The organism is Stenotrophomonas sp. GD03654, assembly GCF_029845105.1.
In the GTDB taxonomy this organism is placed as follows: domain Bacteria; phylum Pseudomonadota; class Gammaproteobacteria; order Xanthomonadales; family Xanthomonadaceae; genus Stenotrophomonas; species Stenotrophomonas africana.
On the sequence record NZ_JAOCLC010000016.1, the window covers coordinates 20,829 to 47,609 of the forward strand.

The 26,781-nt window shown below is 65.5% G+C and carries 20 protein-coding genes; 8 read left to right on the forward strand and 12 right to left on the reverse strand.

The annotated features are described in order from the left end of the window. Positions 1 to 96 precede the first annotated feature (96 nt). The 6 genes from N5J73_RS08505 to dnaA form a co-directional block, all read right to left on the reverse strand. The gene (locus tag N5J73_RS08505; protein WP_006479406.1) at positions 97 to 903 is read right to left on the reverse strand and encodes a M48 family metallopeptidase; all 807 of its coding nucleotides are present in this window, start codon (positions 901 to 903) and stop codon (positions 97 to 99) included. 71 nt (positions 904 to 974) lie between these two features. Next, positions 975 to 1,820, reverse strand: coding sequence for a CPBP family intramembrane glutamic endopeptidase (locus tag N5J73_RS08510; protein WP_049447423.1), 846 nt, complete (start codon positions 1,818 to 1,820; stop codon positions 975 to 977). 67 nt (positions 1,821 to 1,887) lie between these two features. Then, entirely contained in the window at positions 1,888 to 4,347 is a 2,460-nt protein-coding gene (gene gyrB, locus N5J73_RS08515) for a DNA topoisomerase (ATP-hydrolyzing) subunit B (protein WP_049447422.1), read from the reverse strand. A 112-nt stretch (positions 4,348 to 4,459) separates the two neighbouring features. Further along, positions 4,460 to 5,554, reverse strand: coding sequence for a DNA replication/repair protein RecF (gene recF / locus N5J73_RS08520; protein WP_049447421.1), 1,095 nt, complete (start codon positions 5,552 to 5,554; stop codon positions 4,460 to 4,462). A gap of 995 nt (positions 5,555 to 6,549) precedes the next feature. Then, positions 6,550 to 7,650, reverse strand: coding sequence for a DNA polymerase III subunit beta (gene dnaN, locus N5J73_RS08525; protein ID WP_005411731.1), 1,101 nt, complete (start codon positions 7,648 to 7,650; stop codon positions 6,550 to 6,552). Between the two features lie 275 nt (positions 7,651 to 7,925). Continuing rightward, entirely contained in the window at positions 7,926 to 9,257 is a 1,332-nt protein-coding gene (dnaA, locus tag N5J73_RS08530; RefSeq protein WP_049447420.1) for a chromosomal replication initiator protein DnaA, read from the reverse strand. A 255-nt stretch (positions 9,258 to 9,512) separates the two neighbouring features. Here dnaA and rpmH point away from each other — a divergent pair, with 255 nt between their 5' ends. The 6 genes from rpmH to N5J73_RS08560 all read left to right on the forward strand — a co-directional run bounded on the left by rpmH (position 9,513) and on the right by N5J73_RS08560 (position 17,322). Next, positions 9,513 to 9,653, forward strand: a complete 141-nt coding sequence (gene rpmH / locus N5J73_RS08535; protein ID WP_005411729.1) for a 50S ribosomal protein L34 — start codon at positions 9,513 to 9,515, stop codon at positions 9,651 to 9,653. Between the two features lie 5 nt (positions 9,654 to 9,658). After that, entirely contained in the window at positions 9,659 to 10,153 is a 495-nt protein-coding gene (rnpA, locus tag N5J73_RS08540) for a ribonuclease P protein component (protein ID WP_005411728.1), read from the forward strand. Then, a complete protein-coding gene (gene yidC, locus N5J73_RS08545; RefSeq protein ID WP_049447419.1) occupies positions 10,153 to 11,868 on the forward strand; it encodes a membrane protein insertase YidC in 1,716 nt (571 codons plus the stop codon). Before rnpA ends, yidC begins: the two co-directional genes overlap by 1 nt. Positions 11,869 to 12,045: 177 nt before the next feature. Further along, a complete protein-coding gene (locus tag N5J73_RS08550) occupies positions 12,046 to 14,718 on the forward strand; it encodes a polysaccharide deacetylase family protein (RefSeq protein ID WP_049447418.1) in 2,673 nt (890 codons plus the stop codon). Between the two features lie 3 nt (positions 14,719 to 14,721). After that, the gene (mnmE, locus tag N5J73_RS08555) at positions 14,722 to 16,071 is read left to right on the forward strand and encodes a tRNA uridine-5-carboxymethylaminomethyl(34) synthesis GTPase MnmE (RefSeq protein WP_049447417.1); all 1,350 of its coding nucleotides are present in this window, start codon (positions 14,722 to 14,724) and stop codon (positions 16,069 to 16,071) included. 135 nt (positions 16,072 to 16,206) lie between these two features. Further along, the gene (locus tag N5J73_RS08560; protein WP_049447416.1) at positions 16,207 to 17,322 is read left to right on the forward strand and encodes a glycerophosphodiester phosphodiesterase; all 1,116 of its coding nucleotides are present in this window, start codon (positions 16,207 to 16,209) and stop codon (positions 17,320 to 17,322) included. Between the two features lie 109 nt (positions 17,323 to 17,431). Here the strand turns inward: N5J73_RS08560 and N5J73_RS08565 are convergent, their stop codons facing one another. Then, on the reverse strand, positions 17,432 to 18,202 hold the full coding sequence (locus N5J73_RS08565) for a rhomboid family intramembrane serine protease (RefSeq protein ID WP_049447415.1): 771 nt from the start codon (positions 18,200 to 18,202) through the stop codon (positions 17,432 to 17,434). A 93-nt stretch (positions 18,203 to 18,295) separates the two neighbouring features. Then, positions 18,296 to 19,258: a TerC family protein gene (locus tag N5J73_RS08570; RefSeq protein ID WP_049447414.1), complete on the reverse strand. Its 963-nt coding sequence runs from the start codon at positions 19,256 to 19,258 to the stop codon at positions 18,296 to 18,298. Between the two features lie 372 nt (positions 19,259 to 19,630). On the opposite strand from N5J73_RS08570, the gene N5J73_RS08575 reads away from it, so the two are divergent. Further along, positions 19,631 to 20,800 carry a class I SAM-dependent rRNA methyltransferase gene (locus N5J73_RS08575; RefSeq protein ID WP_005411721.1) on the forward strand — a complete coding sequence of 390 codons (1,170 nt, stop codon included), beginning with the start codon at positions 19,631 to 19,633 and terminating at the stop codon, positions 20,798 to 20,800. A gap of 165 nt (positions 20,801 to 20,965) precedes the next feature. Here the strand turns inward: N5J73_RS08575 and N5J73_RS08580 are convergent, their stop codons facing one another. Both N5J73_RS08580 and N5J73_RS08585 read right to left on the reverse strand, forming a co-directional pair. Then, positions 20,966 to 21,844 carry a hypothetical protein gene (locus tag N5J73_RS08580; protein WP_049447413.1) on the reverse strand — a complete coding sequence of 293 codons (879 nt, stop codon included), beginning with the start codon at positions 21,842 to 21,844 and terminating at the stop codon, positions 20,966 to 20,968. Next, positions 21,841 to 22,632: a protein klaA gene (locus tag N5J73_RS08585; RefSeq protein WP_049447412.1), complete on the reverse strand. Its 792-nt coding sequence runs from the start codon at positions 22,630 to 22,632 to the stop codon at positions 21,841 to 21,843. Before N5J73_RS08585 ends, N5J73_RS08580 begins: the two co-directional genes overlap by 4 nt. A 155-nt stretch (positions 22,633 to 22,787) precedes the next feature. On the opposite strand from N5J73_RS08585, the gene N5J73_RS08590 reads away from it, so the two are divergent. After that, positions 22,788 to 24,029, forward strand: coding sequence for a dipeptidase (locus N5J73_RS08590; protein WP_049447411.1), 1,242 nt, complete (start codon positions 22,788 to 22,790; stop codon positions 24,027 to 24,029). Between the two features lie 93 nt (positions 24,030 to 24,122). Here N5J73_RS08590 and N5J73_RS08595 read toward each other — a convergent pair whose 3' ends face one another. Next, positions 24,123 to 25,550, reverse strand: a complete 1,428-nt coding sequence (locus N5J73_RS08595; RefSeq protein WP_049447410.1) for an amino acid permease — start codon at positions 25,548 to 25,550, stop codon at positions 24,123 to 24,125. Positions 25,551 to 25,725: 175 nt separating this feature from the next. Beyond that, positions 25,726 to 26,721 (reverse strand): aldo/keto reductase, encoded by a 996-nt coding sequence (locus N5J73_RS08600; protein WP_049447409.1) that lies wholly within the window; start codon positions 26,719 to 26,721, stop codon positions 25,726 to 25,728. Positions 26,722 to 26,781: the final 60 nt, after the last annotated feature.

Sequence of the window (26,781 nt, forward strand, 5' to 3'; positions counted from 1 at the left end):
TCGGACTGTCAGAAAAATCTGAGCCGCCAAACGTATCAGAAACAGATGGCGTGAGAAATCGTTTTATGTGCTGCAATACAGCATAAAACTGCGCACTCATCCGCACTTTGGCCGCAGTCCGGCCGCCTGCGCCTGCTGATAGACCGGCGTCAGAGCCGGTGCATCGCGCCGCAGTTCCTGGATCCGGTTGGCCGGGTCAGGGTGCGTGGAGAGCCATTGTGGGCTGCGACCGCCACTGGCGGCCATCATGTTCTGCCACAGATCGACCGCCTGGGCCGGGTTGAAGCCGGCCTGGGCCATCAGTCGCTGGCCGATCACATCGGCCTCGCTCTCCTGGGTGCGCGAGCCGGGCAGCAGGAAGGCGGTCTGCGCGCCCATCCCGCCAAGCTGGTTCACGGTGCTGGCGGCACCCTCGCCGTAGGCGGCCCCGGCGAGCGCGCCGAGCACGGCCAGGCCGGTCTGCGCGCCCATCTGCCGGGTGATGCGCTCTTCGTGGTGGCGAGCGATGACATGGCCGATTTCGTGGCCGATTACGGCAGCCAGCTGGTCCTGGTTCTTGGCGACGGTGAAGATGCCGGTGTTCACGCCCACCTTGCCGCCGGGGAGGGCGAAGGCATTGGGCTCCTTGTCGACGAACACCGCGGTCTCCCACCGTACGCCACGGTACTGGGCAGGCAGCTGCGCGACCAGCGCGTTGACCACACACTGCACGTAGCCGTTCTGGCGGCCGTCGGTGCTGATCTTTTCCTTCTGCTTGGTTTCGGCGAACGCCTGTGCACCCAGCTGGTCCAGCTGCGCCTGTGATACGCCGCCCACCATCTGCCGGCGCCCGGTCGGCGACGTCGTGGTCGCGCAGGCGCTGACCAGGGTGGTGATGACAAGGGCCAGCAGCAGTTGTTTCATGGAAGCTCCCCCGCGTTCATATGCGCAGTGTGTAGCGTAGCGGCTTAATCTTTCGTCAAGCGGACACGGCGTTACGTTGACCCCAGGAACACCATCGCGGCAAGCGCGACAGCATTGTTCAGCGCATGCGCGGTGATCGCCGCCCACAGCGTACCGGTGCGCTGGTAGAGCCAGCAGAACGCGGCGCCCATGCCGCCATAGACCAGCCACAACTGGGCCATCCCCAGCAGCGAATTCTTGCTCAGGCCGGGCACTTCATGCACCAGCGCGAAGGCCAGGCTGCTGAGGATGATGCCCAGCCAGGGGCGGCCCGCCTGCCACAGGCGCCCGAACAACACGCGGCGGAACAGCAGCTCCTCGTAAGCCGGGGCAAGCACCACGGCAAACAGCACCAGGAACAGCGGGAAACGCGCGATCGCGTTCTGCATCAGTTCCACGTTGGTCGGCACCGGCTCGATGCCGAACTGCCTGGCCAGGAACGCGATGCCGTTGCTGCCGAGCACGATCAGCGTGGCCACCAGCAGTGTCCAGCCCCAGGTCGAGGGCCGCCGCAGTGCCTGGCGGGAGGCGAGGCGTTCGTCCGCATTGGCGGGACGGCGCCAGAAGTACAACAGCAGTGCGGCGCCTCCGGTGGCAATCAACGCCATCAGGATCTGCGCCAGCGCACCCGGCTGGCCAACCGCCGCGCCGATTGCATCAGGCGACAGCACGCCGCCATTGGCCTCCGCGTTGGCACGACTGACCATGATCGCGCGGTAGAACCCCCACAAAAGCCCGGTGATCATGCTCAGGCCGAACAGGGTGACGGCGGCAATGCCCAGGTCAATGAAGAAGCCCGCCAACGGGGAACCGGCACGCGGCGCGACCGAAGCCGGCGGAATCGGGGGCGGGGCGGAAACCGGGGCGGATGCGGACATCAGGTACCTGCGTTCAAGGGTCGAAGGCCGGCGCGCCTCCCCGCGCACCGGCCGTGTCCCGATTGTGTCAGATATCCAGGTTTGCGACCTTCAGCGCGTTGTCTTCGATGAAGTCGCGACGCGGTTCGACGACATCGCCCATCAGGGTGCTGAAGATCTGGTCGGCAGCGACAGCGTCTTCGATGCGTACCTGCAGCAGTCGACGGGTTTCCGGATTCACCGTGGTGTCCCACAGCTGCTCCGGATTCATTTCACCCAGGCCCTTGAATCGCTGGATCTGGCGGCCGCGCTTGGCCTCCTCGAGCAGCCAGTTCTGCGCCTTGGCGAAGCTGTCGACTTCGATCGACTTGGCGCCGCGGGAAATGGTCGCGCCCTCGCGCACCAGACCGTGCAGCAGCTTCGACGCCTGGTGGATCGCGCGCAGTTCGCCGCTTTCGAAGGCCGACATCGGCAGCACCTGGATATGCTGTTCGCCCATGTGGCGACGGGTCACCAGCACGGCGGCCGGGCGCTCATCGTTCGGTTCCTGCAGTTCCAGGCTGAAGCGCGGGCTGCCCAGGCTGCCCTGGTTGAGGCGCTTGGCCAAGGCATCCAGGCCTTCGCCTTCGCCGGCATTGCGCAGGCTGTCCAGATCCATCGGCACGAAATCGACCAGCGCTTCGAGCAGGTTGCGGTCGTAGCGATGCGCGTTGCGTTCGATCGAATCCAGCGCGGCGGCGTAGGTCAGCAGCAGCTTTTCCAGGGCCAGGCCTTCAATGCCCGGCTCGCCGGTGGCCGGTACCAGCGCAGCGTTTTCCACTGCGCTGCTGGCCAGGTAGCTGTCCAGCGCCGGGTCGTCCTTCAGGTACAGCTCCTGCTTGCCCTGCTTGATCTTGTACAGCGGCGGCAGGCCGATGTAGACGTAACCCCGCTCGATCAGCTCCGGCATCTGACGATAGAAGAACGTCAGCAGCAGGGTGCGGATGTGGGCGCCGTCGACGTCGGCGTCGGTCATGATGATGATCTTGTGGTAACGCAGCTTGTCCGGGTTGTACTCGTCACGGCCGATGCCGGTGCCCAGCGCGGTGATCAGCGTACCGACCTGGTCGGAGGACAGCATGCGGTCGAAACGTGCGCGTTCCACGTTGAGAATCTTGCCGCGCAGCGGCAGCACGGCCTGGTTCTTGCGGTTGCGGCCCTGCTTGGCCGAGCCACCTGCCGAGTCGCCCTCGACGATGAACAGTTCGGACAGCGCCGGATCCTTTTCCTGGCAGTCGGCCAGCTTGCCCGGCAGGCCGGCGATATCCAGCGCGCCCTTGCGGCGGGTCAGGTCGCGGGCCTTGCGCGCCGCTTCACGTGCACGCGCGGCGTCAACGATCTTGCCGGCGATCGCCTTGGCTTCGTTCGGGTTCTCCTGCAGGAACTCTTCCAGGCGCGCACCGAAGGCGTTTTCCACCGCCGGGCGCACGTCGGAGCTGACCAGCTTTTCCTTGGTCTGGCTGGAGAAGCTCGGATCCGGCACCTTCACCGACAGCACCGCGATCATGCCTTCGCGCATGTCATCGCCGGTGAGGTTGATCTTGGCCTGCTTGGCGATGCCGTTCTGCTCGATGTAGTTGTTGAGCACACGGGTCAGGGCACCGCGGAAACCGGCCAGGTGGGTACCACCGTCCTTCTGCGGAATGTTGTTGGTGAAGCAGTACATCGTCTCCTGATAGGAGTCGGTCCACTGCAGCGCTACATCCACAACGATGCCGTTGTGCTCGCCGGTGACCGAGATGACGTTCGGGTGCAGCGGGGTCTTCAACTGGGCCAGATGCTCCACGAAGCTGCGGATGCCGCCTTCGTAGTGGAAATCGTCGCGACGGCCTTCGCCGCGCTCATCGGCCAGCACGATCTTGACGCCGGAATTGAGGAAGGACAGTTCGCGCAGGCGGCGGGCGAGGATGTCGTAGTGGAACTCCACGTTGTCGTGGAAGGCGACGGTCGACGGCCAGAAGCGCACGGTGGTACCGCGCTTGGTGGTGGTTTCCAGCTTGGCCAGCGCGGTCACTGCGGCGCCGTTGCTGAATTCCTGCTGGTAGTGGAAGCCGTTCTGGAACACGTCCACCAGCAGCTTCTGCGACAGCGCATTGACCACGCTGACGCCTACGCCGTGCAGGCCGCCGGAAACCTTGTAGCTGTTGTCGTCGAACTTGCCGCCTGCGTGCAGGACAGTCATCACCACTTCGGCGGCAGACACTTCGCGACCGAGCTTGGCGCTCATCTGCTCGTGCTTGCCGGTCGGGATGCCACGGCCGTTGTCGGACACCGAGACCGAGCCATCGGCGTGGATCGTCACGGCTACGTGGTCGGCGTGGCCGGCCAGCGCTTCGTCGATCGAGTTGTCGACGACCTCGAACACCATGTGGTGCAGACCGGTGCCGTCATGCACGTCGCCGATGTACATGCCGGGACGCTTGCGGACAGCCTCCAGGCCTTCCAGGGCGGTAATGCTGTTGGCGTCGTAATTGCCGTTGTTTGCCGGGGTGTTCTGTTCGTCGCTCATTGCGCTTGCCGTAGGCTCCGCAGGTCGGCCACCGCGTGGAGCGATGTGCCGAGAATGAAAGGGTTCCAACCCGAATTATACCAGCCGGGGTCTAACGGCCCTGATGTGCCCACTATGGCACAGCCACGATCTGTGCATGTTCCACGTGGAACCGGGCGATGTGGGTCAGGTCCTGCAGCGCCGCCGGAGTTTCAGTGGCAGTGATGAAGATCTGTGCCGGCCCACTGAGCAGGCGCTCCAGTACCCGCGCCTGGTGGGTGCGATCCAGCTCCGAGGCCAGATCGTCCAGAGCGATCACCGGCCATTCGCCGCGCTGTTCCGCATAGTCTTCGGCCTGTGCCAGCAGGCAAGCCAATGCCGTCAGCTTGGCCTGACCGCGGGACAGCGCATCACGTCCCGGAATGCTATGGGAATCCACACTCCAGTCCGCCCGATGTGGACCGACCGAGGTGTATCCGGCCTGCCGGTCACGTTCCCGGGCCAAAAGCAGGGCATCGGCCAAGGGAAGCTCATGCCGCCGCCAACCGGGGCTCAGTTCCAGTCCCTGGATGCCGAGTTGCGGAGCCAGGCTGGCGGCCAACGCCACCGTGCGCTGTTGAAGACGCTCCAGATAGTGCTGACGGCGGCTGGTCAACGGTTCTCCGGCCTCGGCCAACTCATGGTCCCAGGTATCGAGCATCCGCGACGGCCCGCCCTGCTTGAGCAGGGCATTGCGCTGCTTCAGCGCACGGGAGTAGCGGCGCCACAGCGATAGAAAATCCGGTTCCACGTGGAACAAGCCCCAATCGAGGAAGCGGCGGCGGGGTTCTCCGCCCCCGCTGACCAGTGCGTGGCTCCCGGGCTCGAACGTCACCACCGCCAGCGCTGCGCAGAGATTACCCAGCTGCGCGACATCTTCGCCATCCAATCGCCCCTTCCAGTCCTGGCCGCTGTGACGCAGCCCGGCCTTTCGGCGGTGGGGCGGGTGATCGGCACGCTGTTCGTCCCATTCCACGAAGATTTCCAGCGCTTCCTGACCCTGGCGCACCAGACCGTCGCGCACCCGGCCACGGAAGCTGCGCCCGTAGGCCATCAGGTGCAGGGCTTCGAGCACGCTGGTCTTTCCGGCACCATTGTCGCCGGTCAGCAGGTTCAATCCCGGCTGGGGCGACAGGTCCACCGCACTGAAGCGACGCAGTTGGTGCAAGGCGAGGCGGCGGATAAGCATGGGGCGCGAAAGACCATCCGCACGAGGCGGTAGTGGGGCAGGGAATCCATCAGCTTACTGCATCGGTCAAGCCAGCCGTGGCGCGCCAGACATCGCCACTGTGCTGAAGCCTCCGCCTGGCAGCCCTACGCGTGTTCCACGTGGTGGCGCTCCCTCACCTGTGCTCGCCTGGGTCTGGATATGCCCCGGAATCCTTGAATTCTGAGCGGCGGCGCAGGGTGCAGGCCCTCAGATTTCAGTGATTTCAGCCTCATTCCGCAAGCATCGCCAGGTGCCCCGACGGTGGGTTGCGCGAACACCGCACAGATTTCTTGAAATCTACGATGCGATGCCGTGGAGGGTTCCACAGATTTCAAAGAATTCAGCCCATTCGTTTCACGCTGTCCACAGCGGGTCTGTATGACTTATACACAAGGTATGGGCAAACTGTGGATAAAAAAGCCCTTTTGCCCGACCTGCGAAACTATCCACAGGTTCCCCCCCAGCCTGAGGGGCCTCTATACAGGGGGTTTCATCTGCATAAATCTCTTAAAAATCAATTGGATAATGCATTTTTCCACGAAATCTGGGCCTACCATCACCACCATGCTTTAGATTTATACCCAGATTTAGAAGCTAGGCCAGCCCTGATCCGGCCCCAACCAGGCCTGTGGACAGTGACGTCTGCAGATGAAGCAACCACTGCGATAGCGGATGCGATCCGCTTCATCCATCCGACCAGATCGAGTCACCTGCGATCAGGCTGAAGACCCGGAACTGCTTACTCGATCGAAGTTGGCTGGGCAGCGCCCAAGTCAGCAACCTGGATTCCTACCGCGCAGGGCCGATTGCATCGGAGGGGCAACCAAGAACTATCGCCAAGCAGCAATCTCGAGCAAGGCATTCGCCCAGACCTAGAGATTCCGCGATCCCCGATGCTCCACGTGGAACCTGCAAAAAAAAAACGCCCGGGAAAATCCCGGGCGTCCTTCGGTTCCACGTGGAACAGGCTGCAGTCAGAGACGCAGCGGCATCACCACGTGGCGCGACTTCTCGCTGCTGGATTCACGCACCAGCGCCGAGGAGTTGGAGTCGCGCAGCTGGATGATCACTTCCTCGTCGCGCAGGGCGGAGAGGGCATCCAGCAGGTAGTTCACGTTGAAGCCAATGGCCAGATCGCTGACCGTGGTGTCGGCTTCGATCTCTTCCTGGGCTTCTTCCTGCTCCGGGTTGTGCGCGCTGATCTTCAGGTTGCCCGGCGAGACTTCCACGCGGATACCGCGGTACTTCTCGTTGGACAGGATCGCAGCACGCTGCAGCGAGGCACGCAGTGCTTCACGATCAACCTTCACTTCGCGGTCGGCACCGATCGGGATCACCGCTTCGTAATCCGGGAAACGGCCGTCGATCAGCTTGGAGGTGAAGGTGACATCGTCGCGCTTGACGCGCACGTGGCTGCGGCCGACTTCCAGCTCGATCTCGCGATCGCCGCTCTCCAGCAGGCGCTGAAGTTCGGTCACGCCCTTGCGCGGCACGATGATCTGGCGCTTGGAACCGCTGGGCTTGGCCAGGTCGGTTTCACAAAGAGCCAGGCGGTGGCCGTCGGTGGCAACGGTACGCAGTGCATCACCGCGCAGGTCGAACAGCAGACCGTTGAGGTAGTAGCGCACGTCCTGCTGGGCCATTGCGAACGCGGTGCGCTCGATCAGCTCCTTCAGGGTCGCTTCGCCGATGGCCACGCGCTCGGTGGCTTCCACTTCGTCAACCGAAGGGAAATCATTGGAGGGCAGGGTGGCCAAGGTGAAACGGCTGCGACCGGCCTGCACGGTGATCTTGTCACCTGTCTGCGAGACGGTGATCCGGCTGCCATCGGGCAGGGCGCGGATGATCTCGAACAGCTTGCGGGCGGGAATGGTGGTTTCGCCGTCCTGGGCATCTTCAACCGCGATCCGCGACACCATCTCCACTTCCAGGTCGGTACCGGTCAGCGACAGCTGGCCGTTCTGCACCTGGACCAGGAAATTGGCCAGAACCGGAAGGGTCTGGCGGCGTTCGACCACGTTGACGACCTGTGCCAACGGCTTGAGAAAGGCTTCGCGCTGCAGTGTGAAACGCATGTGGTTCCGTGCCCCTATGCTTTAAAAAATGTGGAATAAATCAAAAGCTTGGTGGTGCTGGTAGAGACAGAATCGCTGGAAAACAACGCTAAGTCTTTGTAAATAAAAGGATTTCAGACCTCGAAACCCTCTGTATTACCGACCCCCAGAGGGTGGGGAAAGCTGTGGATAAATCCGACGCGATTTCAGACGCCTTTTTTATCCACAACGTGTCCCGCGCTTGCTACCGGATTCTGCACCGTTTTGTGCGATGACGCCTCATCGGCATCCGTGCATCATTCGCTCAGCTTCCGGATCAGCTTGTCCCAGTCCTCGCGGAGCTTGCCGTCGGTTTCCATCAGGGTCCGGATCTGGCGGCAGGCATGCAGCACCGTGGTGTGATCGCGACCGGCAAAGGCGTCGCCGATCTCGGGCAGGCTGTGCTCGGTCAGTTCCTTGGTCAGCGCCATGGCGACCTGGCGGGGGCGGGCCAGCGAGCGGGTCCGACGCTTCGACAGCAGATCCTTGATCTGCAGGCCGTAGTAGTCGGCAACGGTTTTCTGGATGTTGGGAATGCTGATCGCCTGCTGCTGGGCGCGCAGCAGGTCGCGCAGGGTTTCCTGGGCGAATTCGGTGGTGATCGCGCGGCCGGTGAAGTTGGCGCGGGCGGTCAGGGTATTCAGCGCACCCTCGAGGTCGCGCACGTTGGAGCGCATCTTCTTGGCGATCAGGAACGCAACATCATCGGGAATCTCCGCACCACGTTCGCGTGCCTTGGCAAGCACGATCGCGGCGCGGGTCTCGAAGTCCGGCGGTTCGATCGCGACCGACAGGCCCCAGGCAAGACGCGACTTCAGGCGCGCTTCCAGACCTTCGACTTCGCGCGGATAGCGGTCGCAGGTCAGGATGATCTGCTGCTTGCCATCGAACAACGCGTTGAAGGTGTGGAAGAACTCTTCCTGCGTGCGGTCCTTGCCGGCGAAGAACTGGATGTCATCGATCAGCAGCGCGTCCACCTGCTGGAACTGGCGCTTGAACTGATCCATGGTCTTTTCCTGCAGGGCCCGGATCATCGCGCTGAAGAACTGTTCCGAACGCAGGTACAGCACCTTCGCGCCCGGATTGGCCTGGCGCATCGCGTTGCCGGCGGCGAACATCAGGTGGGTCTTGCCCAGGCCGGTGCCGCCGTACAGCAGCAGCGGGTTGTGCGCGCGGTCGCCCGGCTTCTGCGCTGCCTGGAAGGCGGCGGCCAGGCCCAGCTGGTTGCTGCGGCCTTCGACGAAGTTGGCGAACGTGTAGTGGTTGTCCAGGTTGCCGGCGAAGGGCACCTGCGGTTCGCTGGACACATGCGCCGACGGCGTGGAAACCGGCGCGATCTGCGCCTCCACAGGACGCGGGCGCGAGCCGATTTCAAGAAAAACGTCGCTGAAACCGGCGAAATGAGCCAGCAGTTCGCGGATCCGGGCCAGGTACAGCTCGCGGACCTGGTCGACGATGAAGGCATTCGGTGCATACAGCACCAGGCTGTCCACGCGCAGATCAGCCTGCAGCGGCTTCAACCAGGTATGAACGTCTTCCGGCGGGAACTCCGCTTCGAGGCGCTCGAGACTACGGGACCAGGCATCCATCAGCAATAATCGTCCGGTGGCCGGGGCATGGACGCGACAAGGCGCCCAAACACAGGCCGGAAAGGGGGGAAATGGATGGCTCAGACTACCACCGAGCGCCCGCCTTCGGAATGCTTGTCCCCTACTTATTCACAAAAACATCCACAGCTATTGCACAGCCCAGTGAATTCGCGTAGCTGACAGGGGTTGACTTGGGGCAGGGTACCTCTCTAGAATTTCCGGTTCTTTCCGTCCCATTCATACGAGAGGCCCCCAATGGCCACGAAGCGCACCTACCAGCCCAGCAACCTCAAGCGTAAGCGCGACCACGGCTTCCGTGCCCGTATGAAGACCGCTGACGGCCGCAAGATCCTGTCGCGTCGCCGCGCCAAGGGCCGCAAAGTCCTGAGCGCCTGATTGCCATGCCGCACCCTGCGGCAGACGCAATCCCTTCGACAGTGAATACTGCAGACCCGCGCAAGCGATTCCCTCGCTCTGCGCGGGTTCGCACGCGTGCCGAATACTCAACGGTCTTCAACGGCGCCCGCCGTGTGTCCGATCCGCTGATGACCCTGCACTGGCTGCCAGCTGACCGGCCGGCCAGGCTGGGTCTGGCGGTTTCCCGCAAGGTTGATCCGAACGCCGTTGGGCGTAACCGGATCAAGCGCGTCCTGCGCGACATCCTGCGTCAGACACGTACCGACATCCAGCCAGGCGACTTTGTCGTCGTGGCTCGTAGTGCTGCGCGTTCCGCCAGCAACGACGAGATCCGCCAGGCCTTCCTGCGCCTGCTGCGTCGCCTGCGTGCATTGCCCACGCCGGGCGTGGACGGCACAATGCCGCCGCCTGATGGCATCGCAACTCCTTCTTTGACCGAGCCGGCATCGCGTCCCGGCCCCGCCGAGCCTGTCCGCTGATGAACCAGACCCGCGTATTCCTCATTTTTGCCTGGCTGATGGTGGCCGTGCTGCTGTGGATGGAGTGGAGCCGTGAAAAGGCTGCTCCGACCCCGGCACCGACGACCACGTCGGCCCCGGCCGCCGCACAGAGCGTTCCGGGCGCAACCCCGGGCGCCATCCCCAGCGCCCAGGTTCCGGGTGCCCCCGGCCAGGCCGCCGTGCAGGCGCAGGCCAGTGCCACCCCGGCCAGCCAGCGCGTGACCGTCACCACCGACGTGCTGCGCCTGGTGCTCGATGGCGGCCGTGTGCTCGACGCCGAGCTGCTGCAGTTCCCGCAGACCAAGGACGAAGGCAGCCCGCCGGTCCGCCTGCTGACCGAAGACCCCGCGCACCCGTACAGCGCGATCAGTGGCTGGGCCAGCGAAGACAAGAACACCCCGGTCCCCGGCGCTGACGGCTTCAAGCTGGTCGGTGACACCAGGGACTTCGTGCTGGCCAAGGGCCAGAACGAACTGCAGATCCCGTTCGTGTGGACCGCCGACAACGGCGTGACCATCAAGCGCACCCTGACCGTCTCGCGCAACGAGTACGCCGTGCGCTTCAAGGACGAAGTCAGCAACGCCGGCGCCGCGCCGTGGAACGGTTACGTCTACCGCACCCTGGACCGCACCCCGACCATCCTGTCGCGGAGCATGACCAACCCGGATTCCTTCAGCTTCAACGGTGCCACCTGGTACGACAACGACAAGAAGTACCAGCGTCGTGCGTTCAAGGACTACCTGGAAGACGGCACGCTGAACCAGAACATCACCGGCGGCTGGCTGGCGATGCTGCAGCACCACTTCTTCACCGCCTGGATCCCGCAGAAGGACCAGACCGCGCACTACGTGCTGTCTCAGGTGGCCGGTCGTGACCTGATCGAAGCGCGTGGCCCGGCCTTCACCGTGGCCCCGGGCCAGTCCACCAGCACCGAAGCCCGCCTGTGGGTCGGCCCGAAGCTGGTCAACCTGATCGCCAAGGAAGACGTACCGGGCCTGGACCGCGTGGTCGACTACAGCCGCTTCTCGATGATGGCGGTGATCGGCCAGGGCCTGTTCTGGGTGCTGAACCAGGTGCACAAGCTGGTCGGCAACTGGGGCTGGGCGATCGTCGGCCTGGTGGTGCTGCTGAAGCTGGTGCTGTACCCGCTGTCGGCAACCCAGTACAAGAGCGGTGCAAAGATGCGTCGCTTCCAGCCGCGCATCGCGCAGCTGAAGGAACGCTATGGCGATGACCGCCAGAAGTTCCAGACCGCGATGATGGAGCTGTACAAGAAGGAAAAGATCAATCCGATGGGCGGCTGCCTGCCGATCCTCATCCAGATGCCGATCTTCTTTGCCTTGTACTGGGTGCTGGTGGAATCGGTCGAACTGCGCCAGGCGCCCTGGTTCGGCTGGATCCAGGACCTGACCGCACGCGACCCGTACTTCATCCTGCCGGTGATCAACGTGGCAGTGATGTGGTTCACCCAGAAGCTGACCCCGGCACCGGGCATGGACCCGATGCAGCAGAAAATGATGCAGTTCATGCCGCTGGTGTTCGGCGTCATGATGGCCTTCATGCCGTCCGGCCTGGTCCTGTACTGGGTGGTCAACGGTGGCCTGGGCCTGCTGCAGCAGTGGTGGATGACCAAGCGCCATGGCGGAGAGCCGGTTCCGGCCACCACCGCGCCGGCCCCGGTCAAAAAGAAGTAATCCCGACCGCAGGTCACCTGCTTTGTAGAGTCGACTGTTGGTCGACTGGCGGATGAGCAGTCGACCAACAGTCGACTCTACCGGCCCGATCGACCCGAGAAGCCCGCCGCAAGGCGGGCTTTTCGCATGCGGCGTTAGAATCGCCTGCACATCGTTCCTCCCACCTTCGAGTCCACCATGCTGCGTGCGTCGTCGTTTCGCCTGTTCCTGCCCTCGCTGTTGTTGACGCTGGTTGTTGCCGGCTGCGGCGACAAGGACGCGAAGGCGCCGGCGACCACGGTCACCCAGCCGAGTGCGCAGGCCGCGGCCGCCGCCGATCCCGCCGCAGCGCCGTTGCTGGCGGCGCTGCAGAAGCAGCTCGACGGCTACCGCCGGATCATCGTGCTGCTGGCCGGCGAGGAACAGCAGTCGGCCGCCGACCGCGGCACCTCCACGCGTGTGGGCCAGCAGCTGTTCCACGATGGTCTGGAACAGCGCACGGCCATTGCCACACAGTTCGACGCGCTGCTGCGCGGCTCCAGTCCGCAGCGCTTCGCCACCCTCGGCACCGTGCTGGACTACATCGAGTCGGCGCCGGAACTGTTCGACGCCGACCGCCTGGCCTTCCGCGAAGTGCTGCGTGACCTGCATGAGCGGGTCGGCACCGATTCGTCGCTGCCGGCGGTGAAGCTGCACCAGCGCATCGGTGAGGACCTGGAAGCGCTTGATGAGATCGAGCGCAACTACAACCAGGAACTGACCCGCATCTTCAGCCGTTTCGAGCGCACCCGCGCCATCGAACTGAAGCGTGAGAAGTGGGACGACTACATCGCCCACTTGCACAAGGACTACAGCCGCGAAGCGATCCTCCGCGACTATGGCGTGATCGAGCCGTACCCGATGTCGATGAAGGACAGCGACCGCGAGATCTTCGGCCGCGACCTGCCGGCCAAGACCGTGGTGCTGACCTTCGACGATGGCCCGCACAAGGCCTATACCGATGAAGTGGTGGCCATCCTCAAGCGCTACGACGTGCCGGGTGTGTTCTTCGAAGTGGGCCGCAACCTGGGCAAGGTCGAGGCCGATGGCAAGGTCAGCCTCGGGCCGATGGCGAAGATCAGCCGCAACCTGATGGAAGAGGGCTACGCGGTGGGCAACCACAGCCTGACCCATGCCCAGTTGTCGCGCACGACCGGTGACGCGCTGCGCCAGCAGGTGCTGGACACCGACACCCTGCTGAAGGACGTCGACAGCAAGCGCGCGCCGCTGTTCCGTTTCCCGTACGGCGCGCGCAATGCCGAAGGCCTGCAGCTGCTCAACGAAGCCGGGCTGAAGTCGATCATGTGGAACATCGACTCGATGGACTGGGCCGACCCGGTGCCGGAGTCGATCGTGCAGCGCGTGCTCGACCAGGTGAACAAGGAGCAGCGCGGCATCATTCTGTTCCACGACATCCACGACCGTGCGGTGAAGGCGCTGCCGCAGATCCTCGATCGTTTGATCGCCGATGGTTACCAGTTCGCCGGCTGGAATGGCCGCGACTTCAGCGTCGCCCGACCGCGCAAGGGCAGCGACCGCGATGCCACCGTCACCACCGGCTATGAAAAATCGTGGGCGATCGTGGTCGGCATCGACAACTACGCCAAGTGGCCGAAGCTGGAATACGCCAGCCACGATGCCCAGGCCGTGGCCGATACGCTGACCGGGCAGTTCGGCTTCCCGTCCTCGCAGGTGATCGTGCTGAAGAACGAGCAGGCCACCCGCAACAACATCCTGGCCGCCTTCCACGACCGCCTGGCCGATGACCGCACTGGCAAGAATGATCGCGTGTTCGTGTTCTTCGCTGGCCATGGCGCCACCCGCCAGCTCGCCTCCGGGCGTGACCTTGGCTACATCATTCCGGTCGATTCGGATCCGAAGGAATTCGCCACCGACGCGATTGCGATGACCGACATCCAGAACATCGCCGAAAGCATGCAGGCCAAGCACGTGATGTTCGTGATGGATGCCTGCTACAGCGGTCTGGGCCTGACCCGTGGCGGCCCGTCGTCGTCGTCGTTCCTGCGCGAGAATGCCCGCCGCAGCGCGCGGCAGATGCTGACCGCCGGCGGTGCCGACCAGCAGGTGGCCGATGCCGGCCCGAACGGCCACTCGGTGTTCACCTGGGTGCTGCTGCAGGCGCTGGCCGGCAAGGGCGACCTCAACGGCGATGGCCTGATCACCGGTACCGAGCTGGCCGCCTACGTGGCGCCGGCGGTGTCGGCGGTCTCGCACCAGACCCCGGCCTTCGGCAGCCTGCCCGGTTCCCAGGGGGGCGAGTTCGTGTTCCAGGTGCCGGACAGCCAGGAATTCCTCAACGCTGATACGCGCCAGCTGACCGCCGATGCGATCGCGCTGAACAGCAAGGTGGATGCCGCCAGTGAAGCCAAGGGTGCCCAGGCGCCGGTAACCGTGGCCGATCTGCAGGGCGGCAAGGCCAAGCTGGTGGTGCCCACCGCCGGCCCGGCGTCCGACCGCCAGCGCGCACAGCAGGCCAACGACCGCGGCCTGCAGCTGTACCGCGAGAAGCAGTACGATGAGGCGGCCGCGCAGTTCACCGAGGCGCTGAAGCTGCGCCCGGACTTCGCCCAGGCCGCCAACAACCTCGGTTTCGTCTATTACCGTCAGCAGCGCTACGCCGAAGCCGCACGCTGGCTGGAAAACACGCTGAAGATCGATCCGTCGCGTGCCGTGGCCTATCTCAACCTGGGCGATGCCTACTTCAACGCCGGCGACAAGGCCAAGGCGAAGCAGGCCTACACCACCTACCTGGCGTTGCAGCCGCAGGGTAGTGGTGCCGCGCAGGCACGCGCGCAGCTGGAGAAACTCTGAACCATGAACGACGCGATCCGCACCGACACCATCGTGGCCATCGCCAGCGCGCCGGGCGCCGGCGGTGTCGGCCTGCTGCGCCTGTCCGGTCCGCGCGCAGCGGCCATCGCCAACGCGTTGGGTGCGCCTGCACTGCGCCCGCGCCATGCGCACTATGCGCGCCTGCGCGACGCCGATGGCGAAGTCATCGACGATGGCATCGTGCTGTGGTTCCCGGCGCCGAACAGCTTCACCGGCGAAGAGGTGGTGGAACTGCAGGGACACGGCAGCCCGGTGCTGCTGCAGCAACTGGTCGCGCGCTGCATTGCGCTCGGTGCGCGCCAGGCGCGACCGGGTGAGTTCAGCGAACGCGCGTTTCTCAACGGCAAGCTCGACCTGGCCCAGGCCGAGGCCATCGCCGACCTGATCGCGGCCGGCGACAACCGCGCCGCGCGCGCTGCACGCCGTTCGCTGGATGGCGTGTTCTCGCGCCGTATCGACGCGGTGATCGAACAGCTGGTGCTGCTGCGCGTCCATGTGGAGGCGGCCATCGACTTCGCTGACGAACCGCTGGATACCCTCGGTGGCGCGCAGGTGCGGCGTGGCCTGGCACAGGCGCGCAGCGACCTTGGCCTGCTGCGCCGCGATGCCGAACGCGGCCGTCGCCTGCGCGATGGCCTGCATGCGGTGCTGATCGGTCCGCCGAATGCAGGCAAGAGTTCCCTGCTCAATGCATTGGCCGGCAGTGAGCGCGCCATCGTCACCGACATCGCCGGCACCACCCGCGACACCTTGCGCGAGACCATCCGCCTGGATGGCCTGGAGCTGACCCTGGTCGACACCGCCGGCCTGCGCGACGGTGGCGACGCCATCGAACGCGAAGGCATGCGCCGCGCCCACGTGGAAATCGAGCGCACCGACCTGGCGCTGATCGTGCTGGATGCGCGCGATCCCGCGGCCGGCGAAGCCGCGCTGGGCGAGGCCGTAGCGGCGGTGCCGCACAAGGTCTACATCCACAACAAGTCGGACCTGCTGGAGACGTTGCCGGCACTGGACGATCCGGACCGCGTGTTCGTCTCGGCTGCGACTGGTGCCGGGCTCGACGATCTACACGCGCGCCTGCGCAGCATCGCCAGCGCCGGGGCAGGAGAGCAGGTGGATGGCGAGTTCTCCGCCCGCACCCGCCACGTGGATGCGATCGAGCGTGCGCAGGAACACGCGCAGCGTGCCGATGGCGAGCTGGTGCACGAACACCTGGAACTGGCCGCCGAGGAACTGCGGCTGGCGCATGACGCGCTGGGCGAGATCACCGGGCAGATGAGCGCCGATGATCTGCTGGGAAGGATCTTCTCCAGTTTCTGCATCGGGAAGTAACTGTAGAGCCGAGCCCATGCTCGGCTTCTACCCGTCAGCCGAGCATGGGCTCGGCTCTACAGGTGCAGGCTTCCCCCACCTGTCACATTGCCGCCGCATACTGACGCCCATCACATACCGCTTGGGGAAGTCGCAGTGAAGTCGTGGGGTTGTGCGTTGCTGTTGTCGCTGGCCGTGGCACCATCGGTGGCCATGAGTGCCGAATCCTCCACCCCGGCCGGCCACAAGGTGTCGGTCTATGGCCATCGCGGCGCAAGCGCGCTGCTGCCCGAGCACACCCTGGCGGCTTATGCGCAGGCCATTGCCGATGGCGCTGACTACATCGAACCGGACCTGGTGATGACCAGGGACGGGGTGATGGTGGCCCGCCACGAGAACGAGATCGGGGGCACTACCGATGTCGCCTCGCATCCCGAATTCGCCAGCCGCCGCACCAGCAAGGTCATCGACGGGCAGAAGGTCGACGGCTGGTTCACCGAAGACTTCACCCTGGCCGAGCTGAAGACCCTGTACGCGCGCGAGCGCCTGCCGGAACTGCGCGGCACCGCCTATGACGGCCAGTTCCGCATCGCCAGCCTGGACGAGATCCTGGCCTTCCTGGTGCAGCAGGCCGGCCGCGCCAACCGCGGCATCGGCCTGGTGCCGGAGATCAAGCACCCGACCTACTTCCAGTCGATCGGCCTGCCGATGGAAGACAAGCTCCTGACCGCGCTGCGTGGCAACGCGTATACCAACGTCGGCCCGGTCACCATCCAGTCGTTCGAGACCGCGAACCTGCGCTACCTGCGCGGCAAGATCCCGCGCGGCAGCAACATCCGCCTGCTGCAGTTGCTGTGGAAGGGCGACACCCAGCCGGCCGACATCGCCAAGGCCGGTGGCAAGCTGACCTACGCGCAGATGATGACCCCGGCCGGACTGAAGGACATCGCCAGCTACGCCGACAGCATCGGCCCGGAACTGCGCTCGATCATTCCGCTGGATGCCAAGGGTGCACTCGGCACGCCGACCTCGCTGGTGCGCGATGCGCATGCGGTGGGCCTGATGGTGATTCCGTACACCTTCCGCCCGGAGAACCACTTCCAGGCCAGCAACCTGCGCAAGGGCGCCGACACCGCGCGCAATGCCGAAGGTTCGATTGCCGAAATGCGTGCCTACCTGGCCACCGGCATCGATGCCTTCTTCACCGATGACCCGGCACTGGGCCGGCAGGCGGTGGACGGGATGGGCGCGGCGGGGAATGCGGCGAACTGACGGACTCTGGTAGGTGCCAACCTTGGTTGGCACACAACAACCGCGCCGACCAAGGTCGGCCACTACCGGTTCATGAAGTTGCCGGCCAGCGGCCGGCACTACCGTCACTTCAACTGCGCGGCTCGCCCGGCCGGCGGAACGGGATCACCACGTAGTCCTGGCCTTCGCGCGGCTGCCACAGCACCGGCACGCGCTGCGGTGACGGCGGCTCCAGCTCATCGTCGGCCAGCGGTTCGATGTCTTCTTCCTCGTCTTCCCAGCTGTAGCGCGGGCGCGGCGGCAGCGGGTCGGCATTGCGGAACAGCAGCGCGGCGATGATGCCGGCGAAAGCGCCGCCCATGTGCGACTGCCAGGACACGCCGTCGGCGTGCGGCAGGATGGTCATCAGCATGCCGCCGTAGAACAGCATGCCGATCAGGCCGGTGGCGATCGCCGCGCGATCGCGGCGCAGCAGGCCCAGGCTGGCCAGCAGGAACATCAGGCCGTGGGTTACGCCGCTGGCGCCCAGGTGCACGCTACCCGGATTGCCGAGCATCCACGCGCCGATGCCCGAGCCCAGCCACAGCAGGGGCAGGGCGCGCACGGTGGCTTTCGGGTAGACGCTGCCGGCAAGGGTGCCAAGGATCAGGATGGCGATGCTGTTGGCGGCGATGTGCTCGACCGAGGCATGCAGCATCGGGCCGCCGATCAGGCCAAGCAGGCCCTTGGCTTCCAGCGGTGCGACCGCCCACGGCCGCCAGTCGAAAGTGCCCTGCAGGGCGAACACCGCCACCAGCACCAGCACGGCGGCCAGGCTGACATTGAACGCCCGCAGGATGCGCGAGCGGTCATTGCGGGGGGCCGGCACGTCGCCAGCGGGCAGGGGCGCGTTGTTGTTCATACCTCAGCAATGGCGGTGGTTGGTGCGAAACCAAGGCCACCGCTGCGGGAGAGTGGGTGCGGCCGGCGGGACAATCCCGCCGGCCGGCCGTGATCAGGCCTGGCCTTCGCCTTCCTTCGGCGGGTACTTCAGGCTCAACACCACGGTGGCGGCGATGATCACCGCAACCACGCCCAGCGACACCGGGGTCGGGATCTTGAACAGGTCGATGATCATCATCTTGATGCCGATGAAGCCCAGCACCAGCGCCAGCCCGTACGGCAACAGGTGGAAGCGGTCGGCCATGCCGGCCAGCAGGAAGAACATCGCACGCAGGCCCAGCACCGCGAACACGTTGGAGGTGAGCACGATGAACGGGTCGGTGGTGATCGCGAAGATCGCCGGGATGCTGTCCACCGCGAAGATCACGTCGGTGACCGCGATCAGGATCAGCACCGCGAACAGCGGGGTGAACCAGCGCACGCCATCGCGCTTCACGCTCAGCGCATTGCCGGCGTAATCCGGCAGCAGGCGCAGGTGCTTGCGCATCCAGCGCAGCGCCGGGTTGGCCTCCAGGTCCGGCTCCTGGCCAGCGGCGAACCACATCTTCCAGCCGGTGAACAGCAGGAAGGCACCGAACACATAGAGCAGCCAATGGAACTGGGTGATCAGCACGCTTCCGGCGAAGATCATGATCGTACGCAGCACGATCGCGCCCAGGATACCGATGATCAGCACCTTCTGGCGCTGTTCCTCCGGCACCGCGAAGTAGCTCATGATCATCAGGAAGACAAAGATGTTGTCGACCGCCAGCGCCTTCTCGACCAGGTAGCCGGTCAGGAACTCGAGGCCGACCTTGTTGGCCACCACCTGGCCGGCGGTCTCATTCAGGTAGTACCAGAGGCCCGCATTGAACAGCAGGGCCAGCGCGACCCAGCCGATGGACCACCACAGGGCCTCCTTGAAGGTGACCTTGTGCGGTCCACCATGGCGCATCAACACGAGGTCGACCAGCAGGGCGATGACCACCACCGCTGCGAAGCCGCCCCACAACCACACGTTACCGATCGTCTGCATTGGGAATGTCCGTTGGAAAGATGAATGCCAGGCCGGACGGCGAGGATCTGCAACGGAGGATCGGGAGGGGGATCCAGGGACAGAGCTTCGCCAGTACGGCGAAGGTCTCGCTCGCAGTTCCAGTCGGCTGGAACTGCCGTTGCACCGGAGCCTGCGGGCTCGAAATGACGGCGACAACGTCTGGGAGCTACTCCCCTTCTGGCGCCGATTCTGCCGTCTGGCCGGGCCGCAGTCAAATGCCCCTGCACTGGGGTCGAGTCCCCAACGGGGCTCCGCTCCCCGCTCTGGTAGATGCCAACCTTGGTTGGCATGCCGGCCGGGGTCAGAGCCCCTTCGGAGATCCGACCCCGATGCCCGGTTTACAATAGGTGGATGAATACCCCCCTTCCGATTGTCCGCCTCAAGAATGCGTGGCGTTCCAGCCACCCGTGGATCTTCCAGAAACTGGTCGAGAAGCCGACCGTCCGGCCCAAGCCCGGTTCCATCGTCGACGTGGTCGGCATCGATGGTGAGTTCATTGGCCGCGGGTTCTACAACGGGCACTCGCGCATCGCCGTGCGCATCCTCGAAACCGACCAGAACGTGCCGGTCGATGCCGGCTGGTTCTCGCGCAAGATCGCCCAGGCGGTGTCGCTGCGCCGTGAGGTGCTCAAGCTCGACGCGGTGTCCGACGCCTGGCGCGTGGTGCACAGCGAAGGCGACGGCCTGTCCGGCCTGGTGGTCGACCGCTACGGCGACCTGGTGGTGGTCGAGTTCTTCGCCGCCGGCATGTTCCGTCACCGCGAGTGGATCTACGACGCCCTGCGCGAACAGTTCCCAGGCTGCCGTTTCCACAGCTTCGCCGATGAGCACGTGCAGAAGCAGGAAAGCTTCGACTTCCACGGCAATACCACCACCGAAGCGTCGGTGATCACCGAGTACGGCATCAAGTTCCGCGCCGACCCGGCCGGTGCGCACAAGACCGGCTTCTTCGCCGACCAGCGCGAGAACCGCGAGTGGTTGAGCCAGCAGGTGGAAGGCAAGAGCGTGCTGGACCTGTGCTGCAACACCGGCGGTTTTGCGGTATATGCGGCGGCGCGTGGTGCTTCGGAAGTGGTCGGCATCGATATCGATGAGGACGTCATCCAGATCGCCAAGGGCAATTCGCGCCTGAACAACGTGCGCCCGAAGTTCATCCAGTCCGACATCTTCCCGTGGCTGCGCGACGCCGCCAACCGCGGTGAGCAGTACGACGTGGTGATCCTGGACCCGGCGAAGATGACCCGCGACCGCGACCAGGTCATCACCGCGCTGAAGAAGTACCTGGACATGAACAAGCTGGCGCTGGGCGTGGTGAAGCCGGGCGGCCTGTTCGCCACCTTCTCGTGCACCGGCCTGGTGGCCGAGGACCAGTTCCTCGACATGCTGCGCCGCGCGGCCTATTTCTCCGGCCGCACGATCCAGATCCTGAAGGTGGCCGGCGCCGGTCCGGACCATCCGTTCATGGCCCACGTGCAGGAATCGCGTTACCTGAAGGCCGTGTTCTGCCGCGTGGTGGACTGATTCCAACCTGTAGAGTCGAGCCATGCTCGACTTGCGCGGTCCTTGATCAGATCAGTCGAGCATGGCTCGACTCTACAAATCAATGGGCCCCGGGCCTGCAGCGCCAGGGAATGGTCCATGCGCAAGGCCATTGTCCTGCCCGGTTGAGCACCGGCGGCGCGCACCTCAGGGGGGCGCGCCCGCCTGTGCCGGTGGCACCTGCAACTGCTGCAGCAGGCCGTTGATCACCCGGGCCCGGCCGCGCACGTGGTAGCCCAGCGTGGTCAGGCCGATGCCAGCGATGACCAGCAGCAGCAGCGACCAGGCGATCGCCGTGCCGATGAAGTGCAGCGCGCTCATGCGCAGCCAATGGTCATGCAGCCACGCTTGGCTGCGCACCGAATAGGGAACCTTGGCTTTGGCTTCAAAACGCGCACGGATGACGTCGGGCACCGCGATACCGATGTCCTCGCCGCGGGCGACGGCCTGGCCGACGTCGTTCAAGGGGATGCTGGGCCTTCCCAGCGAGCGCTGCGCCTGCAGGTAGCCCTGCCATTGCGGGCTGAGCGTCGTGAAACCCGGGCTGTCGATGAGCTTGCCGAGCTGGCTGCTGTCGAGCTTCCTGCCATCGCCGGCGTCAGCCCGGCTGAAGTCGGGACTGACGATTCCGCTGCCGAACAGCAGGCCGACCAGCACCGGACCACCAATCACGAACGAGAAGGTGAAGTGGCGTACGCCGCGGTTGAGCAGCACCCTGCGCAGGCCGAATCCCATCCAGAACAGCAACCCGCCAAAGAGGATCAGGTTGGCCAGCAGCAGCAGGGCAGATGTGCCGGGATCAGTGCCGTAGCCGGCCGGCACGTGTGCCGAGGGTGGACTGCCGGTCAGCCCCTGCAGGAAGATCATGGACAGCAGCGCCGTGGCCGGCAGCACCGCCAGACACGCCAGACCCAGGGTGCGTGCGAACGAACCCCGGCGATACAGCGCGCGCAGTCCGGGAACCGCTTCGACCCGCGGCTGCAGTTCCGCCGGTACCTTCAGTGGGTCGGGCCGGGACGTGATCATGCCGGTTCTCCGGAAGTGCGCAGCAGCTGCTGCAGGGCCTGTTTCAACTGGTCCTGTGCCTGCGAGGCGCGGTAGACCAACTGCGGGCTGGCGTTGTCGCTGTTGTGCAGGGCGAGGACGGTCTGGCGCCAGATCGGCAGCAGGATCTGCACCGTCTCGCTGTAGCGGTCCAGCAGTTCGATGGCGTGGTTGCGTGCCAGCTGCACCTGGATGCGGCTCATCGAATGGCTGGCCAGCAGCGCGGTCAGGTTGGCGATGCGGCGCTGCAGGCGCTCCACAGGGCGATCCAGCACCATCGGGTCATCGCTGGCAGCACTTCCCGGGGGCAGTTCCTGCAGGAACTGCACGCCCGCATCGATGTAGATCTGCAAGTGTGCGCCCTGCACGTCATGCAGCTCCAGCTGAGCGTTCAACCGATCAACGCTGCTGCGTACCGCAACCGCCTGGCGCTCGATCTCGGCCAGCACGTCACCGTTTCCCCCCAGCGCAATGCGTCGGCGCAGGCGCTGCTCGATGTCGGCACCGGTGAACCGGTCCCACCAGCCAGCGCGTTCCAGCAGTGCATTGGGGTCATGCTCGGAGAGGCGGCTGACCAGTTCAGCCAGCGCCTTGGCCAACGCGTTGGCGCTGCCGTCCTGCCAGGCCGGTTCCGCGTTGGCGCTGGCCAGTTCGGCCGGGCCATAGCGACCGATGTCGATGCGCCCGGCGAACAGGACCGGCAGCACATCGCGCTTGAGCTGTTCGACGCTCGGCGCGCCGGGAAGCGGTGGAGGACCAGGGGGCGGCATCGGGATTCCGTCTCAGGGGGCGGCGCAGCGCGGGGCTGCCAAGGCTGTTAGCGGTTGCCGCCGAGTGTAATGGAGCGTGCGCGCTGTCGTCCGGCACTACCCCCGGTCACCCTCGCGGCGCTATGGTCGGCGTCTCCCAACATCGGTGGATGCCCATGCCCTCGTTGCGCCGTCTGTCCGTCGTGCTCGCCCTGGCGCTGTGTGCGCCGCTGTCGGCCCATGCCATCGAGTTCAGTGCGCAGGAACTTGCCCGCGCCAAATCCCTGCAGCAGCGCCTGGTCACTCTGGACAGCCATCTGGATACACCGGCCAATTTTGGCCGCACCGGTTTCGACATCGAGCAGCGCCACGACCGCAACGCGCTTTCGCAGGTGGACTACCCGCGCATGGTCGAAGGTGCGCTGGACGGCGGTTTCTGGGCGATCTACACCGACCAGGGCGACCGCACCGCCGCCGTCCATCTGGCCGAGCGCGACCATGGCCTGCAGCGGCTGCTGGAGATCCGCGAAATGCTGGCGGCCAATCCCGAGCGTTTCGCGCTGGCGTTGACCGCCGATGACGCGGCGCGGATCAAGGCCGCCGGCAAGCGCGTGGTCTACATCAGCATGGAAAACGCCAGCCCACTGGTGGAAGACCCCAGCCTGCTCTCGTTCTACCACCGTGCCGGCCTGCGCCTGCTCAGTACCGTGCACTTCGCCAACAACGAGTTCGCCGATTCGGCCACCGACCCCAAGGGTGCGGAGTGGAAAGGCCTGAGCCCGGCCGGCAAGGATCTGGTGCGGCAGGCGGTGAAGCTGGGCATCGTGATCGACCAGTCGCATGCCTCGGACGCGGTGTTCGATGACCTGCTGGCGATGATGCCGGTGCCGTTCGTGCTGTCGCACAGCTCGGCCAAGGCCGTGTATGACCACCCGCGCAATCTGGATGACGCGCGCCTGCGCAAGTTGGCCAAGGCCGGTGGCGTGATCCAGGTGAACGCCTACGGTGGCTACCTGATCGACACCGCAAAGACGCCCGAGCGCAAGCAGGCCGAAGAAGCGTTGAGCAAACAGCTCGGTGGCTGGGAAGGAATGAACATCGAGCAGGGCGTGCAGCTGCTGAAGGCCGAGCAGGCGTTGGACCACGAGCACCCGGTGCGCCATGCCAGCCTGGACGACTTCTTCGCCCACTTCGAGCACATCCTCAAGGTGGTCGGCCCCGAGCACGTGGGCATCGGCCTGGACTGGGATGGCGGCGGTGGCCTGAGCGATCTGCCCGATGTCAGCCAGCTGCCGAAGATCACCGCGTGGCTGCTGCGCAAGGGCTATACCGAGCAGCAGATTGCCGGCATCTGGGGCGGCAACCTGTTGCGGGTGATGCGCCAGGCGCAGGATTACGCCGCAAAGCAGGGCGGTTGAAACGACCTGCGGTAGTGCCGGCCGCTGGCCGGCATTGCCCCTATCAACAGGATGCGGGTTGCCGGCCAGCGGCCGGCACTACCGGTGATCCGGTTATTTCGCGATCAGCGCGTGGCGACGGCTGTACAGGAAGTACAGCACCAGGCCGGCCAGGTTCCACAGCAGGAAGTACAGCTGGGTGCTGTGCGGCAGGCTGAGGAACAGGTAGATGCAGCCCAGCGCGGCCAGCGGGCCGACCACGAAGGCCAGCGGGGTGCGGAAGGTACGTTCGCGGTTGGGCTCGCGCAGGCGCAGCACCACCAGGCAGATGCCCACGGCGGTGAACGCGGCCAGGGTACCGGCGTTGGCCAGCGCGGCAATCTCGTCCAGGCGCGCAACGCCGGCCAGCGCCGACACCACCACCGCGGTGAACAGCGTGGTCGCCACCGGCGTGCCGGTACGTGCATTGACCTTGGACAGGCTGCGCGGCAGCAGGCCATCGCGGCTCATCACGAAGAAGATGCGGCTCTGGCCGTACAGGAAGGCCAGCAGCACGGTCGGCAGCGCGATGATCGCGATCACGCCGATCACCATCGCCGCCGTCGGATGACCGAGCTGGCGCATGATCAGCGCCAGCGGCTCGGCGCTGTGGCCAAACACGGCGTAGCTCATCGCACCCACCGCGGCCAGCGCCACCAGCACGTAGACGATGGTGCAGCCGATCATCGAACCGATGATGCCGATCGAGAGGTCGCGGCCCGGGTTCTTGGTTTCCTCGGCGGCGGTGGAGATCGCATCGAAGCCGTAGAAAGCGAAGAAGATGATCGCCGCCGCCGCCATCACGCCGTGTTCGACGCCATCGGGGCCGATCGACTTGGCGAAGCCGTACGGCATGAACGGCTGCAGGTTGGCACTGTCGAACGCGGGCAGCGCCACGGCCACGAAGATGGCCAGCGCGATCAGCTTGAACACCACCAGGATGGCGTTGAGGGTGGCGCTTTCCTTGGTGCCGGCCATCAGCATGCCGGCCACCAGCCAGGTGATGATGATCGCCGGCAGGTTGATCATGCCGCCTTCGACGTGCGGGCCGGCCGCCAGCCAGGCCGGCAGGTGCACGTTCCAGCCGAACTGGGTGTGGATCCATTCGAGGAAGCCGACGAAGTAGCCGGACCAGCCCACCGCCACCGTACTCACCACCAGCGAGTACTCCAGGATCAGGCTCCAGCCCACCACCCAGGCAAACACTTCGCCCAGCGCGCTGTAGCTGTAGGTGTAGGCACTGCCGGCGGCCGGCATCATCGTCGACAGCTCGGCGTAGGACAGCGCCGCGCAGGCACAGACCGCACCGGCGATGGCGAAGGAGATCAGCACGGCCGGGCCGGCCAGGTTGGCACCGACGCCGATCAGCGTGTAGATGCCGGTACCGACGATGGCGCCAATACCCAGCGCGATCAGGTGCGGCCAGCTGAGCGTCGGGATCAGACGCCTGCCGGCTTCGTGGACGGTGACGGAATCTAGGGACTTGCGCCGGAACAGGGACATGCAGGCCTCGGAAGGGGTGACTAAGAACGACAAGTTCCCGAGTGTGACCGAACGCAGCGCAGCATTGCCACTGACGGGGGTCATGCAGGGCGGCGCGCGCGCTGCGCCCCAGCCATGCTGCCGGAATCGGCACAATCCGGCGGCAGCCACCGGTGTCCGTTCGTCCCGGCCGCTGCTACGACTCGATGTTGGCCATACCGCTGTCCGAATAGCGGTCACCGGCCGCGGCGTGCAGCGGGAAGGCCGCATCCAGTGCGACCAGCGTGGCCGCCTCCAGTTCCACCTGCAGCGCACCGAGGTTCTCGTCCAGCCGTGCCTGCCGCGTCGTGCCCGGGATCGGCACGATGTGCTCGCCACGCGACAGCACCCAGGCCAGCGCCAGCTGCGAGGCGGCGATGCCGCGCTCGGCGGCCAGCGCCTGCACGGTATCCACCAGTGCCAGGTTGCGCTGGAAGTTCTCGCCTTCGAAGCGGGGCGAGGTGCGCCGGTAATCGTCGGCGTCGAAGTCATCCGGGCTGCGGATGGCGCCGGTCAGGAAGCCACGGCCCAGCGGCGAATACGGCACGAAGCCGATGCCCAGTTCCGCCGTGGTGGCCAGCACTCCGTTCTGCTCCGGCTCGCGCGACCACAGCGAATACTCGCTCTGCACCGCAGTGATCGAGTGTACCGCATGGGCGCGGCGGAGGGTGGCCGCCGAGGCCTCGGACAGGCCCAGCCAGCGCACCTTGCCCTGTTCCACCAGGCGTGCCATCGCACCCACGGTGTCCTCGATCGGCACGGTCGGGTCGACGCGGTGCTGGTAGTACAGGTCGATGTGGTCCACGCCCAGCCGGCGCAGGCTGGCCTCGCAGGCGGTCTGCACATAGTCCGGGTGGCCGTTGATCTGCCGTCCCTGCGGGTCGGAAGGATCCAGGCCGATGCCGAACTTGCTGGCCAGGAACACCTGGTTGCGGCGCCCGGCAATCGCGCGGCCAACCAGCACCTCGTTGGTGTGCGGGCCATACACATCGGCGGTGTCGAGCATGGTCACGCCACGGTCCAGCGCGTGCCGGATGACGGCAATGCCGTCATCGTCACTGCCGCGGCCGCCGTAGTAGGCGCTCATGCCCATGCAGCCGAGGCCGAGGGCGGACACGGTGGGGCCGGCGGGGCCGAGAGTACGGGTCTTCATGCGGATCTCCTTGGGGAAGGCGCCACGCCTGGAGGGGCAGCGGCGAGGGGCACAGCATCC